This window comes from Halorientalis pallida, assembly GCF_004118325.1.
GTDB classification, from domain to species: Archaea; Halobacteriota; Halobacteria; order Halobacteriales; family Haloarculaceae; genus Halorientalis; species Halorientalis pallida.
Genome location: NZ_RDFA01000005.1, coordinates 244,028 through 261,788, shown reverse-complemented (window position 1 = coordinate 261,788; position 17,761 = coordinate 244,028). Strand labels below are relative to the sequence as shown.

Annotated in this window: 15 protein-coding genes; 5 read left to right on the top strand and 10 right to left on the bottom strand. The window is 62.7% G+C overall.

Going from position 1 to position 17,761, the window contains the following annotated elements; all coding sequences use genetic code 11:
• The first annotated feature begins 6 nt into the window (after positions 1-6).
• Positions 7-639, top strand: a complete 633-nt coding sequence (locus EAF64_RS14815; RefSeq protein ID WP_129069758.1) for an isochorismatase family protein — start codon at positions 7-9, stop codon at positions 637-639.
• A gap of 318 nt (positions 640-957) precedes the next feature.
• Here the strand turns inward: EAF64_RS14815 and EAF64_RS14810 are convergent, their stop codons facing one another.
• From EAF64_RS14810 to EAF64_RS14790, 5 genes are all read right to left on the bottom strand, one after another.
• Positions 958-2,400, bottom strand: a complete 1,443-nt coding sequence (locus EAF64_RS14810; RefSeq protein WP_227738993.1) for an acetyl-CoA hydrolase/transferase C-terminal domain-containing protein — start codon at positions 2,398-2,400, stop codon at positions 958-960.
• A complete protein-coding gene (locus EAF64_RS14805; RefSeq protein WP_129069757.1) occupies positions 2,397-2,972 on the bottom strand; it encodes a MaoC family dehydratase in 576 nt (191 codons plus the stop codon). The genes EAF64_RS14810 and EAF64_RS14805 overlap by 4 nt, the downstream gene beginning before the upstream one ends.
• A gap of 310 nt (positions 2,973-3,282) precedes the next feature.
• Positions 3,283-4,482: an acyl-CoA dehydrogenase family protein gene (locus tag EAF64_RS14800; protein WP_129069756.1), complete on the bottom strand. Its 1,200-nt coding sequence runs from the start codon at positions 4,480-4,482 to the stop codon at positions 3,283-3,285.
• Between the two features lie 135 nt (positions 4,483-4,617).
• A complete protein-coding gene (locus tag EAF64_RS14795; protein ID WP_129069755.1) occupies positions 4,618-5,958 on the bottom strand; it encodes an MmgE/PrpD family protein in 1,341 nt (446 codons plus the stop codon).
• A gap of 895 nt (positions 5,959-6,853) precedes the next feature.
• Positions 6,854-7,510 carry a trimeric intracellular cation channel family protein gene (locus EAF64_RS14790; RefSeq protein WP_129069754.1) on the bottom strand — a complete coding sequence of 219 codons (657 nt, stop codon included), beginning with the start codon at positions 7,508-7,510 and terminating at the stop codon, positions 6,854-6,856.
• 432 nt (positions 7,511-7,942) lie between these two features.
• Here EAF64_RS14790 and EAF64_RS14785 point away from each other — a divergent pair, with 432 nt between their 5' ends.
• Positions 7,943-8,389: a deaminase gene (locus EAF64_RS14785; RefSeq protein ID WP_129069753.1), complete on the top strand. Its 447-nt coding sequence runs from the start codon at positions 7,943-7,945 to the stop codon at positions 8,387-8,389.
• A 41-nt stretch (positions 8,390-8,430) separates the two neighbouring features.
• Here EAF64_RS14785 and EAF64_RS14780 read toward each other — a convergent pair whose 3' ends face one another.
• Together EAF64_RS14780 and EAF64_RS14775 are read right to left on the bottom strand one after the other, a co-directional pair.
• A complete protein-coding gene (locus EAF64_RS14780; protein ID WP_129069752.1) occupies positions 8,431-9,411 on the bottom strand; it encodes a quinone oxidoreductase family protein in 981 nt (326 codons plus the stop codon).
• Positions 9,412-9,523: 112 nt separating this feature from the next.
• The gene (locus EAF64_RS14775; protein WP_129069751.1) at positions 9,524-10,195 is read right to left on the bottom strand and encodes a nucleotidyltransferase family protein; all 672 of its coding nucleotides are present in this window, start codon (positions 10,193-10,195) and stop codon (positions 9,524-9,526) included.
• A 198-nt stretch (positions 10,196-10,393) separates the two neighbouring features.
• Here EAF64_RS14775 and EAF64_RS14770 point away from each other — a divergent pair, with 198 nt between their 5' ends.
• From EAF64_RS14770 to EAF64_RS14760, 3 genes are read left to right on the top strand one after another with little or no spacing between them, the layout of a single operon-like run.
• Positions 10,394-10,873 (top strand): (2Fe-2S)-binding protein, encoded by a 480-nt coding sequence (locus EAF64_RS14770; RefSeq protein ID WP_129069750.1) that lies wholly within the window; start codon positions 10,394-10,396, stop codon positions 10,871-10,873.
• Complete coding sequence (locus EAF64_RS14765; protein WP_129069749.1) at positions 10,870-13,242, top strand: xanthine dehydrogenase family protein molybdopterin-binding subunit; 2,373 nt, start codon at positions 10,870-10,872, stop codon at positions 13,240-13,242. Before EAF64_RS14770 ends, EAF64_RS14765 begins: the two co-directional genes overlap by 4 nt.
• A complete protein-coding gene (locus tag EAF64_RS14760; protein WP_129069748.1) occupies positions 13,242-14,108 on the top strand; it encodes an FAD binding domain-containing protein in 867 nt (288 codons plus the stop codon). The genes EAF64_RS14765 and EAF64_RS14760 overlap by 1 nt, the downstream gene beginning before the upstream one ends.
• Before the next feature lie 112 nt (positions 14,109-14,220).
• Here EAF64_RS14760 and EAF64_RS14755 read toward each other — a convergent pair whose 3' ends face one another.
• The 3 genes from EAF64_RS14755 to EAF64_RS14745 form a co-directional block, all read right to left on the bottom strand.
• Positions 14,221-15,366 carry an XdhC family protein gene (locus EAF64_RS14755; protein ID WP_129069747.1) on the bottom strand — a complete coding sequence of 382 codons (1,146 nt, stop codon included), beginning with the start codon at positions 15,364-15,366 and terminating at the stop codon, positions 14,221-14,223.
• Positions 15,367-15,427: 61 nt separating this feature from the next.
• Positions 15,428-16,765 carry a VWA domain-containing protein gene (locus tag EAF64_RS14750; protein ID WP_129069746.1) on the bottom strand — a complete coding sequence of 446 codons (1,338 nt, stop codon included), beginning with the start codon at positions 16,763-16,765 and terminating at the stop codon, positions 15,428-15,430.
• Positions 16,762-17,694: an AAA family ATPase gene (locus EAF64_RS14745; protein ID WP_129069745.1), complete on the bottom strand. Its 933-nt coding sequence runs from the start codon at positions 17,692-17,694 to the stop codon at positions 16,762-16,764. The genes EAF64_RS14750 and EAF64_RS14745 overlap by 4 nt, the downstream gene beginning before the upstream one ends.
• Positions 17,695-17,761 lie beyond the last annotated feature (67 nt).

Sequence of the window (17,761 nt, the reverse complement as noted above, 5' to 3'; positions counted from 1 at the left end):
TCGACGATGGCTGAGGACAAACAGGCGATCTACGAGCGGGCCGAGATGGACAACCAGACCGGCTACGGCGACAGACCAGCACTGCTCGTCGTCGACCTACAGACGGGGTTCACGGATCCCGAAAACCCGTTGGGCGGCGATCTCACGGCAGTCGTCGAGCGCACGAACACGCTGGTCGAGGCCGCCCACGAGGGGGAGATCCCGGTCGTCTTCACGCGAATTGTCACCAAACACGAGGATGCTCGTGATTTGGGGGTCTGGGGCGAGAAGATTCCCAGCCTCTCGACACTGCAGGCCGACAGCGAGTGGGTGGACATCGATCCCCGGCTCCACGTCGACGAGGGTGATCACGTCCTCGACAAACGGCAGGCCAGCGCCTACCACGAGACCGAACTCGACTCGATGCTAACGGCCCTCGGCGTCGATACCGTCGTCGTCACCGGTTGTACGACCAGTGGATGTATCCGCGCTACGGCCGTCGACGCCTGCTCGCACGGCTACTACACGGTGGTTCCGGAGTCGGCCGTCGGTGATCGGGCAATGGAGCCACACGAGGCAAACCTCTTCGACATCAACGCGAAATACGGCGACGTCAGACCCGTCGAAGAGGCCGCCGAGTACCTCGCAGACGGCAGCTAACGTCGGGATTAGCGTAGCCAGCCGGAGGCCATAGACACTCCGGCTGGTCACGGTGTACCGATTCGACTGTGTCGACTCGGTAAGCTAACCCACTCTAAAGGGTGGGCTTTCGGCGTGGACTCCCGCGCTGGCTGAATCCTCGGTAGGAGGCTCGTATTCTCCGTTTGCGTTCGACGTCCCGCCGTTCAGGGCGACGAGCTCCTACGCGAGTCGTTATAGATATTGGTGCCGGCCGAACGCTCGTGTCCGAATTATCGAGACAGCGTTCCCAGCACCCGACCGATGCCTGTGCCAGTTCTTTCGACACTCCCCACAGCCTCACTCGCGCCAGGAGAACGCCGTCTCGAGGTCGTGGGGTTCGTGCCCACCCACCGGTTCGACGCTGTCGAGGTACGCGTCGAGTTCTTCACGGACCGCAGGGTCGGCGCAGTTCTCGACGAGCAGGGACGACCGCTCACGGGGACTCGTCCCGCGCAGGTCGGCGACGCCGTGTTCGGTGACGATGACGTCGACGTCGTGTTCGGTGTGGTCGACGTGGGGTACCATCGGTACCACCCGGGAGATCTCGTCGCCGGCCATCGAGGGGAGTGCAACGATAGACAGCGCACCGTTGCGTGTGAAGTCGCCGCTCCCACCGACGCCGTTGAGCATCCGGGAGCCGTCGACGTGTGTCGAGTTCACGTGCCCGTAGACGTCGACTTCCAGAGCGCTGTTGACCGCGACTACCCCAAACCGGTCGATGAGTGCCGGTCGGTTCGAGATGTCCCCGGGCCGCAGGACGACGTCTTCCGCGTACCGTTCGGGAGCAGCGAACAACCGGTCCTGGCCGTCCGCCGAGAGTGCGAGCGAGGTCGCACTCGCCGCGTCCAGGTGACCATCGTCCAGCAGGTCAAGCAGCCCGTCCTGGATGACCTCGCCGTAGTATATCAGGTCACGGTTGCCGAAGTCGGCCTCACCGAGCGCGCCCATGAGCGCGTTTCCCAGTGACCCGACGCCGAACTGTAGACGCACCGAGTCCTCGAACAACGGTGACGCGTCCACCTCGGCGGTCAGGAACTGCTGGAGGTTGTCGGCGATAGCACGGTCGGCGTCCGTCGGGTCACGGAAGTCGTAGGGGTCGCCTCGGCGGTCGGTCTCGACGACGGCATCGAGTGCATCGGGATCGAACTCGATGCGCGGGCCGCCGATACGCTCGTCGGGCGCAGACAGCGGCACCGGCTCCCGGTTGGGCGGGATGTCGGGCCGGTAAATGTCGTGGAACTGTCCGAGCGCCCGTGGCTGGGCGTGGTTGACTTCGACGACGATGCTGTCGACGCTGTCGACGAACGCGGGGGTCTGCCCGACCGACATCGAGGGTATCAGCCAGTCCTCGCCGACGGCGACAGCCTCGACGAGGGCGACGTCGGGGTCCACCAGCCCGCCGAACTGCACAGCGTCGCCCAGCGTCGAAATGTGTCTGTCGGAGAAGGCGATGCTGCCGTCGTTGGCTGCTTCGCGTGCCGGCGGCCGGGCCTGGTACGGATACCGGCGTGCGATAGCACCCGCCTCGACGAGATTGACGTCGACCTCGGCACCGGTACTACCGCCCGAGACGACGGTCAACGCGAGGTCGCGGTCCGCGTCGGCAAGCGCAAGCGGCACCGCTTTCGGGTAGCCGACGCTCCCGAAGCCGCTCGTCAACACTGTCGCTTCATCCGCCACGTGGCCTGTGGCTGTCTCGGCGTCGACGACCGGGAGATCGCCAACGATGCGCTCGCTCACTCCAAATCCCCCGGCTGCGTACCGACTCCCTCCGGCCAGCCGGTCGGCTGTGCAGCGGACGGGTCGGCGTAAGAGCGTTTCAGTACCATCGGCGTCCGTTCGAGCGAGAGCACCTTCTCGTCGCGCTGGTTGTACGCCCGAAGTTCGGTCGTGACGATGCCGACGTGGTCCCGGGAGTCCGATTCACGCTTGTCCACCACCTCACTCTCGGCGAAGATCGTGTCACCGTGATAGACCGGGGCGTGATGCCGGATGTCGTCGTAGCCGAGGTTCGCCGTGGCATTGGCCGAGACGTCGATGACACTCATCCCGACCGCCAGCGCGATGACGAAGGTCCCGTCGACCAACCGCTCGCCGAACTCCGTCTCGGCTGCGTACGCCTCGTTGAAATGCATCGGATTGAGATTCATCGTCAGGTTGGTGAACCAGACGTTGTCCGTCTCGGTGACCGTTCGGCCATACGGATGTTTGTAGATGTCACCGATCTCGAAGTCCTCGAAGTACCGGCCCTGCCAACCGGTCGCTAGCTGTCGGTTCCGCTCGGTCTTATCGTGTGAATTCTCGTCTGTCATGAGTTGCTCCGTGATGGTTCGATGCGAACTCGGGAGTTCGCGGGCCGTCTCCCTGCCGTGGCTCGAAACGAGCTACTGTTGGGTCTGGATCAGTCAGGGGAGTCGTCACAGCCGTCTCGAACTGATCGCCGGACGAGTCGCTGCAGTTCGCTCGATCGGACGGCGTTGTGGCCTGCCATTCGAACGTACTGTGTTGTAGTGAGTGAAATATTAACGTTGGTGGTTATTGCGCGGAGTCGGCCACTACGCCAGCAGTCGGGCAGTCGTCGCGGTACACAGTTACGACAGTCCGTATGAATGTGTTCCCCCATCAGTACGAGCGGGGAAGTCCAAGGACGTTTTCACCGATATAGTTCAGTGCGAGTTGTTGGGTGATCGGAACGAGCCTCGTGAGGCGAGCCTCACGGAAGTAGCGCTCGACGTCGTACTCACGGGCGATACCGAACCCACCGTGGGTCTGGACCGCGGCGTCGGCTGCCTCGAAGGCTGCATCGGCGGCCAGGAATTTCGACATGTTCGCCTGTGCACCCACATCCTTCTGAGCCGCCGTCTCGGTCTCACTTGCGGCGTTGTAGACCATTCCCTTCGCTGCCTGTACCCGAGCGTGTGCTTCCGCGAGCGGGTGCTGAATCGCCTGGTTCGAACCAACGGCACGCCCGAACACCTCGCGCTCGTTTGCGTAGTCGACACCGGCTTCGATGGCAGCTTCCCCGAGGCCAATGCACTCCGCGGCGATGGCGAGTCGTTCCTCGTTGAGCCCGTCGAGCATCTGATAGAACCCGTCGTCCACTTCGCCGATGACCGACGAAGCTGGGAGGCGGAGATCCTCGAAGAACAGTTCGTAGGAGTGGACGGCACCACTGGCCGTCTTGTCGATCTGTTCGATTTCGAGACCGTCCTGGGCGAACGCGTCGTCGAGATCGACGAGAAACATCGTCAACCCTCGGGTACGCTTTTCGACTTCTGACTTGGGCGTGGTGCGCGCCATGAGGACGACGTAATCGCTCGTGTCGACCCGAGAAATCCAGATTTTCTGACCGTTAATCACGTACTCGTCGCCATCGTGTTCCGCTCGCGTCTCGAGGGAAGTCGAGTCCGATCCCGCGTTCGGTTCGGTGAGTCCGAACGCCTGAATCGACTCCTCGCCCCGGGCAACCTTCGGGAGGAGCGTCTCTTTCATCTCCTCGGTCCCGTATTTGACGAGTGGAACAGAGTTGTAAATGGCACCGTGGACGGCCTGTGCAGCGCTGAACCCGCCGCCCGACGCCGCGATTTCCTCCATCATCACGACGACTTCTTCCGTCCCCATGCCGGCGCCGCCGTACTCTTCGGGAAGGAGCACTCCAAACCACCCGCCGTCGGCGAGTTCGTCGGCGAACTCGTCTGGGTATTCGCCATCTACGTCTTTTTTACGCCAGTAGGACTTGTCGAAGTCCGAACAAATGTCCCGGAGCGAATCCCTGACCAATCTCTGTTGGTCTGTCAGCTGGACCGTGTCTCTATCTACCATCGGACAATCAAACGTCAAGTGGCGAGGCGCTTAAACCTTGTAGGGATCGGCGTAGCCGGCCAGTGCCCGTAGACGCTCCAGTGCAACGGTGTTTCGATTCGGAGCGACCATACTGAACTCGGACGCCGATCGCGATTAGCTGGCGTTCCGAACCGCGCCAGCGAGGTCTTCGTAAGCGTCGAGAGACCCGAATATCGTCGCGAGTTCCTCACCCGTCGTCTCGGAAACGGCTCGATGCGCACACTCGTCGAACTTTTCACGAAGTTCTCCCTCAGAGAGGGGGTCTCCGTGCGTGCCCGGGGGATTTTTTCTCTGACGCTCGTAGGTTTCTTTGCCCGTCTCGATCCGCACGACTGCTTCGTGAGAGTCGTAGTGTAGGGCGTCGTCGACGACGTAGTCCACGCGCTCTCGGACACGTTGGACGGCTGTATCGCCGATGGCATCAGCCTCGAAGGCAGCAAGTCCCACGCGGTCCCTGACAGCCGCGCTCGCAACCGTGTACTCCAAGGAGAACTTCGCTTCGAGACCGGTATCAGGGTCGCTGTGGTGGAGCGCGTCGGCAGCCCCCTGGGCAACCGTGACGTGAATCCGTTCGATCTCTGATGGCTCGATATCGTGCTCGTCGACGAGGGCCCGGGTCCCGGCGATGCTGGTATGTGTGAAGTAACAGCAGGGGTAATACTTGATATTGATGCCGGATTCGACGAGAGCCCATCTGTCGGGGTCGAATGCAAAGTCGTCGCGGTCGTCCGGACCGTAGAGGTCCCAAAACCCGCGGTCGCCGCTCAACGCGTCTGGGTTGGCGGTAACGTTCTTATCGGCCAGGCGGGCAGCAGTGACGCCGGAGCGAGCCGCCAGTCCGGCATGGAGGGGTTTGGTCATCGACCCGAAGTTGCTCTTGAGACCAGCCGGTGTGGACGCAGCGACGTTCAGCGCGTTCCGGGTCGCCGTCGGAGACAGATCCAAGAGAAAAGCGGATGCGGCCGCGGCACCGAATGCACCGAACGTCGCTGTAGCATGCCAGCCGGCCTCGTAGTGGTCGGGACTGATAGGAGCGGCGAGCGCACACTCGACCTCGAAGCCGACAGCGTACGCCGTGATCAGATCCGCGCCGCTAGCGTCGGTCTCGGCGGCGAGTACGAGCAGCGGCGGGACGAGTGTGGCGCTTGGATGGCCGTCCATCGCCCAGGCGAGGTCGTCGTAGTCCAGCGCGTGGCTTGCGGTACCAGTGTGGAACGCGCGGTCGGTCGGTGATCGTTCAGTGTCGACGCCGAGTATCTTGGCAGCATCCGCAGCCGCGGCGTCGATACCGTCGGCCTCGAGCGTGGTCGCACCAGCGTCGGCACGTGCACCTGCGAGCGTGACGCCGACAGTGTCGAGGAAGGCACGACGGACGGTCTCACGTGCGTCGGCCGGAATGTCTTTGTAGGTGGTGGCGGCGACGAAGTCGCTGAGTGTCTTCACCGCTGTTGTCATGAACGCCCTTCCAGGGGCGGTAGTTATAAATGTTTGCTAACTCGGTGGTTCGGGAAGACGGAATACAGCTGGCTTCGAGCTAATACGGAGTACGAGAGCCGGACGGGGTGCTGTATTCCAACACTGTGAGACAGGTCCGTTCGACTCTTCGGAACAGACTGTTCGAAGGATCCGTTTCGTAGTCGTGTTACTGCCGGACAGGAATTGTCAGACCCGGTGCTTGTCGAACGAGTCGCTACCCACAGCGTTCCGTCCGTCGGAGCGGTCGGCAACTCACGGACCTCTGCCCGGGAGTATGAGTTCTCGTCTCACCGGGGGTGCGTCTCCCCGTGCTACCTATCCTGAAAGGAAAGCCCCACTGCGGTTCTGTCAGTCCGTGAGTTCCGGTTGTCCGAACGGACAGCAGTCGTCTCCGGCCTGATTCGACGAGGTGAGTACGAGCGGCCGGTTGTATTCGGACTCGTGATCCGACACTCCGTGCGCTTGCTCTGATTGCTGCTCTCGACGAATAACTCCCGAGGAAGCTATGATCCTACCACTGTACCGCATTCAACAGGGACAGAGGCCGGCCGCGTGATGCAAGTCGGTCAGCTACGGAAATCGTTGCTGGCACAGGTATAACAGAGTTAACCATGTTATTTATCCGCTCTAGAGGAACTCCCCCGGAGGAGGTACTGTACTCGTCGAAAACAGCCGTCGAACAGCAACAGAGGAACCACTGCGTCCGTTCCGGGCATTGTGTCGTCCGTTGCATACTGCTCGGATTACGGCGCGGCAGTCCGGAGTGGGGGTTCGCGAAAGGTTTCGACCCTCGCCGCGGAGCTGTGGGCGGTCGAGCGACTGCTCGCTCGATATCAGCCTGAAGACGAGAGGATACACTCGGATCGCTATCGGCTCAGTTTTCCGGGTGTCCCAGGTTCTGTACCGTCGGGAGATGCCAGTCGTAGACAACCGCAGCTAGCCGGGTCACAACGGTCACGGCCGCACACACCGCAGCAGCCGTACTTCCAGCGGTCCCCAGGGCACTTGCGAGGCAGTATGCGAGGCCACCGAGCACTGCACAGCTGGCGTAGAAATCTTCGAAGAGTATGAACGGGGCGCGGTCGAGAAGGATGTCTGCGAAGGCACCGCCTCCCACGGCGTTGATGGTCGCGATCGCGACGACACCGAACACGGACACGCCTGTTTCAGTCGCAATGATAGCGCCAGTCGTGGCGAAGGCGGCGAGCCCGACAGCGTCCGCAACGAGTGTAAGCGGGTGCGTCTCCGGCGACAGAAAGGCGATGTTCAGCGCAATCGCTAGCCCGACACCGAGCAATCCAAGACTGATTTCGATCGGGGACTGCAGCGCTAGCGGAACCCGTGTCACCAAGAGGTCGCGAGTCGCGCCGCCGGCAAATGCCATCGCCAATCCGACGATGGTGATCCCTAGCAGGTCGAACTCTTCACGGATCGCTTTCGATGCTCCGACGAAGGCAAACGCGATCAGCCCGACCGTGTTCATCACCGCGAATGGATTGCCGAACAGGACTTCAAAAAGATTCTGACCCATTCGTGCGTTCCTACGGGAACTATTGTTTTCAGTCCTCCGAGACCGTCTTGGAGTCCATCCGCTCCAGAGCCAACTAGTAGCGTTTGTGCTAGCCAGCCGAACGCTCGTGGACGAGCGATGACGGGACCGTTTCGAGTCCCCGGTCCGTCTGTGTCTCAGTTCCCACGATGCCCCCTGTACTACGGTTTTGGCGGGCGTTGAACCTGTTTCCTCGCGGGCAGCGTGAGTGACTGCCGGTCCTGACGTCCTGGTGGAGAAGCGGACGTTCGTCTTGGTTGTCGGTCTCAGTGGCGTCGTTCGGCACGCCGCTGAGTACGGAGTGGTTGTCAACGATACACAGAAGTTGAGACTTGCTGTCTCAATGCTTACAGTTCTCGAACCGCTCTGTGGCTCTGGGCGAAGTGCCCCTTCGACATCGCTCTTGTGTAGAGGATCGTTGGGCAGCTCCCAGCAGTAGCCGGAAGTCACAGCGGGCAGGGTGGCGCGGCCGCAGACCGCGGGGACCGACCGTTCGGCGCGGTGGTTGTGCGCAACGATACGGTAGTTATGACCGACTCGAACCGGGTGGTCACCGAGGACGACATCCGTCGTCATCCGGAACTTCACCTTGCGTTTCGAGCCCGCCGTGCGATGACCGCCCGAGCGCGCGCGGTTACGGCGATGTACACTAGCACAGAGCCCTGTCCGATGTGTGCCGGCGGGACGACCACTGCCGGGTTCAGCCATGTCGTCTCCAGTGTTAGCAGCGAGGAGCCAGTGTCGTTCACTGGTGAATCGCCTGCGGTCCGGTCAGCCGAAGTCCTCAAGCGTGTCGGTGAGGTGGTCGGCCCGGTCATGATGGAGAAGGGGCGGGCGGTCCACCGCGAATTCGACTGGTAACCTTACTGCGTTGGAACCCCTCGGTCAGATTTCGCTTGACATCAGGGAACGATCACCAACTTTCCAACGAAGCTATCCTCACTTACCGCTCGGTGTGCCTCGGCTGCTTCGGCGAGAGTGTATTTCCGCGCGATTTCGATAGTAATATCACCTGCGGCCATCAGGCGGCTGATCTGCGCGAGAGTGTCGTCGATAGGGTCGAGATTTAATGTATCGAATGGTTGGATGGTGACGTCCTTGCCGATAGCTGTCGTCAGGTCGGTGATTTGGGGCTGGTCGTAGTTGTTCCCGATAACCAGTACGTCGCCGTCTTTGGCTGCGACGTTGATATCCAGCTGACAGTGTGTCTCGAACATGTGGTCCAGTAGCAGATCGATGCCGTCGGGCGCTGCCTGTTCAATTGCCGATTCCAGGTCTTCGCGTCGGTAGTCGAATACACGGTCGGCGCCGAACTCACGAACAATCTCCCTGTTTGCAGGACTTGCGGTCGCGAAGACGTTCGCGCCCATCGCTGCTGCAAGTTGGACAGCCACGTGTCCGACGCCCCCCGAACCACCGTGAATCAGCGCTGTTCCTCTTGGTGGGAGCTCACCCAACTCCTGCAGTGCCCTCCACGCTGTCCCAGAAACGATGCCAGCAGCTGCAGCTTCGGCGAACGGGACGCTCTCCGGTAGCGAGGTGAGCCGGTCGGTGCGAACCGTAGCCCGTTCGGCGTACACCCCTTGTCTGTCCCCTCGAGAGCCCGAGACGTTCAACCTGGGAACAGTCCCGAAGACCTCGTCGCCGACCGCGTATTCGCCACCGCTGTCACCGACAGCCTCTACCACTCCAGCGAAGTCGGAGCCACTGATCAACGGGAGTTCATCGTCCCAGAGCCCCTGCCGTCGAAGAGCATCACAGGGGTTGACGCCCGCAGCCTCTACAGATACTCGCACCTCGTCGCTTCGAGGCTCGAGCGGTTCGATCTCCTCTACTTCGATGACATCTGGTGCCCCGAACTCGTGGTACCGTGCAACACGCATTAGCAGGTCAATTCAAGACACTACGTATTGGTTGTTATGTTACCAGCGGATAGTCGAATTGTTCACGAGCAGCTAGAGGCTCGGTTGCCCACGACTGAGCGTACGACGGCTGTCAGGTTTCGTCGATCGACGGCAGTTCGTCAATATCGGCTGGCTCGTCGACGTCCGCGCAGACGCCCGGGTCATCGGTCTCGATGAGAGCGGCGGCATCAGTTTCAAACAGGAGATTCCGACCGCCGGTGTCGCCCTCGACGGCTGCAAGCGTATCAAAGTGAGAGTGGTCGAACAGCACCGGGTTGCCCCGGACACCCTCGTACGCCGCAGCGAGTGCGGTTCCAACCTCATTATCGAAGGCAGCGAGCAACGTGTCAACGGAGGCTGGGGCAACTGCTGGCATATCACCAAGGGCGAACACCGCCGCATCGACGTCTGGTCCCGACCTGAGTGCACGGACGCCAGTCGCGACCGATGTCGCCTGCCCCTCGTTATAACGGTCGTTGTTTACAGTTTCGACTGCGAGTTCGCCAAGCGCGTCCTGGACGGCCGCGGCCTCGTGGCCGAGAACGACGACGACTCGCTCGACAGCAGAGTCACGTAGGGTCTCAGCGGCCCGGCTGACGATGGGGGTCCCGTCGATCGTCGTCAGGAGCTTGTTCGACTTGCCGAAGCGTGAACTCCTGCCGGCCGCGAGCAGGACGCCCGCTGTGCGTGTTGGGCTATCAGCGGGGGTGGTTCCGAGCTGTTCGGGCGTCACCACTGGGAGCTCTGCATTCTCGTCTGCCATACACTGACAGAGACACGTAGGCGGAAAAGCCCTTGTGACGGAGTCAGGTCGGTCCGGGGGCTGTATCTCCGAACCCCCCGTGGGAGCGCTCGAACGGTAGCCAAATCTTTTTAATTTATTGGCTCCATCGTACGTAGTGTGTGTATGTGTAACTACGCACAAGGGCCGCATCGGGATGGCGGCCAGAGGCCCCAATAGATGTCAAGACACGATATCTCTCTCACAGTAAACGGAACAGAACACGAGCTCACGGTTGAGCCACGAACGTTACTTGTCGATGCGCTTCGGGAGGACCTCGGATACACCGGTGCAAACGTCGGTTGCGACACGGGCCGGTGTGGTGCCTGTACCGTCCGCGTCGACGGCGACGCAATCAAGTCCTGTACGACGTTCGCCGTCCAGACCGACGGCGCGTCGGTCGAGACGGTCGAGGGGCTCGCCGACGATGGCGACTTGGACAGCCTCCAGGCGCAGTTTCAAGAAAACCACGGACTGCAGTGTGGCTACTGTACGCCCGGCATGCTGATGACCGCCGATACATTCTTACAAGACGCCGAGGACCCCTCGCGTGACGAAATCCGAGAAGCCATCGAAGGGAACCTCTGTCGCTGTACCGGCTATCACAACATCGTCGACGCCATCGAGGACACGGCGGGGCTGGCGGGTCAGAGCCAATGAGCGACAGCGAGAATCCAACGGCCGAGGACGTTTTCGGGTCGGCCGTCGAACGTCAGGAGGACGTGCCACTGTTGAAAGGAGAGGCACAGTTCACTGACGACGTTTCCCTGCCGGGGATGACACATCTTGCGGTCCGACGGTCGGACCACGCCCACGCACGCATCGTCGGCATCGACACGAGCTCGGCAGAGGCGATGGAAGACGTCGTCGCTGTGTTCACCGGGCAGGACGTCGAGGACAGCGGCGTTCCCAACGCTATCCCGACCGCCTGGGACCTGCCCAACCTCGTTCAGCCACAGTACAAGATGCTGGCCACTGACAAGGTACGCCACGAGGGAGACGGTGTTGCCGCGGTCGTCGCTGAGTCACCACGAGTGGCCCGGGACGCTCTCGAACGCATCGAGATCGAATACGAGCAGCTGGACCACGTCACCGAGCCCAGCGAGGCGGTCGACCGCGACGTCCCGCCGGTCCACGCGGAGGCCGAGGATAATGTCGCATTTGACTTCGAGCTGGGTGACGCCGAGGCGGTCGACGATGCCTTCGCCGAGGCCGACCACACAGCGTCGGTCGATCTCCGGCTGCCCCGGATTATCCCGAATGCAATGGAGACGCGCGCCGCCGTTGCGGACTACGAGTCAACGACGGAGGAGCTCCGCATTTGGATGACCAGTCAGAACCCCCATCTTCACCGGATGCTGATGTCGGCAGCGACGCTGGGCATCCCGGAGAACCGTCTCCAGGTCATCGCCCCCGAGGTTGGCGGCGGCTTTGGGAGCAAAATATATCACTATCCCGATGAGGCGGTCACGGCTTGGTCGTCTATGCAACTCGACCGGCCGGTGAAGTGGCAGGCGACGAGGACCGAGAGCTACCAGACCGACTGTCACGGCCGCGACCACGAGACCACCGCCGAGGTTGCGATGGACGATGACGGCACAGTGCGAGGGCTGCGTGTGGAAACCCACGCTGGCATCGGCGCACACCTCTCGCAGTTCGGGTCGGCAACACCGTCGTACCTGTACGCAACGGTACTCTCAGGGCAGTACACGATACCAGCCATCCACGCCCGGGTGGTCGGTGCGTTCACAAACACTACGCCGGTCGACGCATACCGTGGCGCAGGCCGCGCGGAGGGTATCTACGTAATCGAGCGTGCGATGGACGTCGCCGCCCGGGAGCTCGACATGGACCCTGTCGAGTTCAAGAAACGGAACCTCGTGCCAGCCGAGGAGTTCCCCTACGAGTCGGCCGCTGCTCTCGTGTATGATAGTGGCGAGTACGAGCGCGGTATGGACACCGCTCTCGACCATATCGACTACGAGGCGCTCCGCGAGGAGCAAGAGGAACTCCGCGAGGAGGGGCGGTACATCGGCATCGGTGTCGCCAACTTTGTCGAGTCAGCGGGCCTCTCACCCTCGGAGGCGGCCGGGAACCTCGGGTCGCAGGCCGGTGGCTGGGAGAGCTCTATCGTCCGGTTCGACTCGACCGGGACAGTGACAGTACTAGCCGGGACGGCCGACCAGGGCCAAGGCCATCGGACGACGTACGCCCAGATCGCCGCCGAAGAGCTGGGCGTTCCTCTCGAGGACATCGAGGTAGTCGAGGGTGACACGGACCGCATCCCCCAGGGGATGGGGACTTACGGCAGTCGTAGTGCTTCGGTCGGTGGCGGCTCCATCGCCCGCGGCGCGCGAGAGGTGCGTGAGAAGGCGCGTCGCATCGCGGCACACCAGCTCGAGGCCAGCGTCGATGATATCGAGTTCGACGACGGAGAGTTCCACGTCGCTGGCGCGCCCGATCGGTCGATGCACATCCAGGGCATCGCTCACGAAGCATACCTTGGCCACGACCTGCCTGAAGGGATGGACCCCGGACTGGAGGTCACGGACTTCTACGACCCGGAGAACTTCACCTTCCCATTCGGCACACACGTCGCCGTCGTCGAGGTTGACCAAGACACGGGCGACATCGACATCCGGAAGTACGTCGCTGTTGACGACTGCGGGGAGATAATCAACCCGCTCATCGTCGACGGCCAGGTACACGGCGGCATCGCACAGGGTATCGGCGCTGCGTTGTTCGAGGGAGCATCATACGACGAGGAGGGCCATCTCGAAACCAGGCGCATGGACGAGTACGCCGTCCCGCACTCGACACAGTTACCCGACTTCGAGACGGACAACACGGTCACGCCGAGCCCGCACAACCCGCTCGGAGTGAAGGGGGTCGGGGAGTCGGCGACCATCGCCGCGACGCCGACGATTGTTGCGGCCGTCTCGGACGCGCTCCAGCCGTTCGACATCGACCATCTGGACATCCCAATAACCCCAGAGACAGTGTGGCGGGCCACAGGAGGTAACGATTGATGCACACGAAGGAATTCGACTACTACCGTGCCGACAGCGTCGACGACGCAATAGAGCAGCTCGAGGCCCACGATGGCGCCGAGTTGATGGCGGGGGCACACGGACTGTTGCCCCGCATGAAGACTGGCGAGGAGTCGCCGCCAGCACTGGTCGACATCAGCCATCTCGACGGACTTGCGACTATTGATCGCGACGGCGACACGCTCTCGATCGGCGCCCTTGCGACCCACGCCGATATAGCCGAGTCACAACAGCTGAAACAGCACAGCTCGGCGCTCTCGGATGCGGCTGGAGAGGTCGGCGATTTGCAGGTCCGTAACGGTGGGACCATCGGTGGGAACATCGCCCACGGTGACCCACGGTCGGACCCGTTGGCGGCCGTCCTGGCGCTTGACGTCGAGCTATCGGTACAAGGACCCGACAGCCAGCGCACCATCGACGCCGATGACGTATTTCACGGAGCCTACGAGACGGCTGTCCGTGATCACGAGTTCGTCACTGGGCTCGGCGTCCCGGTCCAAGACGATGCGGTCAGCGCGTACGCGAAACGGCGCAACCCACTGTCGGGCTATGCGATGGTCGGGGTCGCCGCGAGACTCCGACTCGACAGTGACACTGTGACCGACGCCCGCATCGGCGTGACCGGGGTAGCGGACACACCGTTCAGGCTACCGGCGGTTGAGGACGCACTCGAAGGGGAGTCAGTCGACGGCGATATCGTCGAGGAGGCGGCCGGTCGTGTTGAGAAGGCGGTCGACCCCAGTGAGCTACGTGGCGACTCCCAGTCCTCCGGTGAGTACCGGGCGCACCTGCTCTCGGTGTACACCGAGAAGGCGGTGACGGCGGCACTCAACCGGGCCGGATAAGCACCCGAGCGGTCGACTTTTTTCGAGCTCGGGGTGTGATTTGTGAGAGACGGAGAGAGTCCGTTGTCTGAGACAGTTCTGCTGGCTGGTCCGACGAATCCTCGACTTTCGTTCACTCACCGGCTGTGTCTCTGTCGAGACGCTCGTGGATAGGCCCATCTTTATCGGAGAGGTGCTGTGGAGTTCGGTCGTTATGGACCGCGAGCACCTCCGAGACGATGCTCGTCGCAATCTGGTACGGTGCGCCACCGCCCAGGTCGATTCCGATGGGGGTGTAGACTCGGTCGAGGGTCGCGCGGTCGAAGGTCTGCCCCTCTGCTTCAAAGGCGTCGAGCATCTCGGAGAACCGGTCGGTCGGTCCCATCAGTCCGATGTAGGGTGTCGCCGACTGGGTGAGCTCGGCGAGTGTGAGGCGGTCGTCGACGAAGTTGTGCGTCATCACGACCGTGTACGTTCGCTCGTCGATGTCGATCTCCTCTCGCACCGCCGTCGGTGAGGTAGAGATAACGCGGTCGGCCGACGGGAACCGCTCCGCTGTCGCCGTCGCGCCCCGGAATCCGACTACAGTTACCTGAAAGTCCGCGAGCGTCGCGAGCTCGACGACCGGCCGAACGTCGTGACCAGTACCGAACACCAACAGCTCCGGCGGGGCGGCGATACCGTCGAGAAACACCCGCACTGACCCCGCCTCGAGCGAGATGTCGATAGTGTCTGCTTTGCCCGCCGCCGATAGTGTTGCGGCCGGTTCGGAGAGACGCTCGATCAGGGCCGTTGGCCACCCCTCAGTATCTATGAACCTGCCTTCCCTGCCACAGAGGCGGTCGCCAAGAGCGAAGGCCGGGTGGTCACTCTCAAGCACTGTGGCAACGGCGCAGTTCTCACCAGCAGCGGCGGCGTCGAGCGCTGGCTGGAGGGAGTCGTCGAGAGGTTCCAGCAGCATCCGGATGACACCGTTGCAGCCGACGCCCAGCCCCCAAACGTCGTCGTCGCCGGTGAGGTCGAATGTCTCAATACGGGGCTCCCCAGCGTCGAGTACCTCGCCAGCGAGCGTCCGCACCTCGTCTTCGAGACAGCCAGCGGTGAGGCTGCCGACGCCGTCGCCGTCAGCGCCGACAACCATCTTCGCGCCCGGTTGACGGTAGGCACTCCCCTCAACGCCGACGATGGTCGCTAAGACCGCTGGTTCGTCGGCCACAACCGTCTCCCGGATAGTATCAACCACCGCTGTCTCTGGAACACTCCAGTTGCTGTCCGTCATGCGATTCTCCGTGCGAGGATGTGTACTGTCATGGTCAGTCTGTGTAGTCCAATACGGACGTTCATACCTGATCACTCTGTCTAGCCGTCTCCGTCGTCCCGCGACTGTGTCCGCGGCCGTCGTACTGGTAACCGATGGCTCCGGTCAGTCCACGCTGGGACACTTGTCTGCCGACCTCGTCGAGGTCGGCAGGCCCCCCGAAGGCGAACAGCCCGTCGAGAAACGGGCGAGCGGTGGCCATCCCCTGGCAGGTCGGCTCGTAACCGGGGGCTGTCGCAAGTGGGTTCAGCCACAGTACCGCCGCTGCAGCTGTCGACAGGTTGACCATCTCGCGGTCGAGGAGGTCGAGTTCGCCCACTTCGAGGCCGTCACTAACGACGAGGACGATCGTCCCGCGGTCGACCGCGTGGGGGTGGGCGCGCCTCAGTGTCGCGAGCGCTCTGCCGATCTGCGTGCCGCCGCCCCAGACGGTCTCGGCACTCGCCAGCGCGTCAACTGCCCGTTCGGGGGAAGGCTCCGCGAGATGGGCTGACACCTCCGCTATCTCCGTATCGAAAAAGAACGTCCGCACCGATCGCCAGCTGGCGTGCATCTGCCGGCACATCTCGAGCAGTGCCGACCGATCGAGCGTGTCCAGCACCGACCGGCTCACGTCGATCAGCACGACGGTGTCCATAGCCGTCCGGTCAGAGTCGATTCGGGGGGGCTCCAGCATGGCTCCACCAGTCCCCGCGCTCCGGCGAAGCGCACGCCGGACGTCCACGCTAGCGCCAGTGCTGTCGGGGACCGACCGCCGTCCGTCGAGCTGGCCGAGTACGCGGCCGAGCCGTGCGACTGGCCCTCTGAACGAACCCTCATCGATAGCTTCGCTGTCGGCCACCAGCCGCTCGGACGTGCCCGTTGGCGTGTATGTCGCTGTCGCAGTCGATCCGTCGTTGTCGGCCGCCCCATCCGAGAGCCCCGACGGCCGTGACCGGGAAGTGGTTCCCGCGAGGGCATCGACCTCGTCGGGTCCGTCCGTCGCCTCGGAGTGGCTGGGGTCAGCCTCTAAAGCCCGATCGGGCATGTTGCTGGTTGACTCGGATTCAGCCGTCTCGTCGCCGGACATCGTGAGCCGCGCCCAAAACGCTGGGAACACAGCCTCGAACACCGGCAGGTCGGCCGCACGTGAGATGAACGTCGACCGCAACGCGTGGTGGACGCGGGTCCGTTCTGCGACGCCGATTGTCGAGAGTGCGCGTGTCGCGGTGATACCCGCGTTCGGTGGAACTGTTACGCCCTTCGCCCGGAGGTCCGATTCGAGGGTCACCACCGCGGTTATGATGTGTTCGCGGACGGAGTCGGAGAGGGCGGCGTGGATGGTTTCGGCCGACAGGTCGACCGACCGCTGTTCAGTCATCGGTCCGTGGCCTCTGCCCGTGCTTTCGAGCCAGCTTCCAGTAGCGTCGTGAGCATCTCGTCGTCGATGCGGCCGACATCCTCGGCGTCTTTCAGGAGGCAGGACAGCGTCTGCTCGAGCAGCGCCGGGGAGAGGTCGTCGGCGGCATCCAGTGCGTCGAGGGCCTGTGACCAGTCCAGCGTCTCGGCGACACCGGGTTGTTTCACGAGCGGTTCCGCGCGCAGGCGTTGGACAACACCACAAAGCTGGGCGACCGTCGCCGAAGGGAGCGTCGGGACTTTCCGCTGGATGATCTCGCATTCGCGCTCGAAGGATGGAGGCTCCATGTGGAGGTACAGACACCGGCGCTTCAGGGCGTCGCTCAGCCCACGGGTCCGGTTCGAGGTGATAATGACAATCGGTGGGACCGACGCCTCGATCGTTCCGAGCTCGGGAATCGACACTTGAAAATCTGAGAGTACCTCCAACAGCAATGCCTCGAACTCTTGGTCGGCGCGGTCGATCTCGTCGATGAGCAACACTGGGGGCTTTTCGTGCTCGTTAGACAGCGCCGACAGCAGTGGGCGCTCCAGCAAGAACGATTCCTCGAACACTGAGCCAGCGTCGTCGCTGGCACCGTCGGCGACGCCACGCTCGTCGCTCTGAACAGAGAGCAACTGCTTCGTGTAGTTCCACTCGTACAGGGTGTTTTCGGCTGCGAGCCCCTCGTAGCACTGAAGACGAATCAGCTCGGTATCGAGACCGTCGGCCAGCACCTTGCCGAGCTCCGTCTTCCCACTCCCGGGTGGACCCTCGACGAGAAGCGGCTTCCCGAGCCGGAGCGTGAGTAGCACCGGAATGACCACCTCGTCGTCAACGACGTAGTCCTGACTGTCGAACAGGGCGCGAAGCTCGTCCTCCTCGAACGTCGGGAACGTTTCTTCGGTCATCGCATGGGCCTGTGGATACAGTGGCCGACTGAGAATGTGTGATTGCCCGTTTGTGTGTGCATCATTC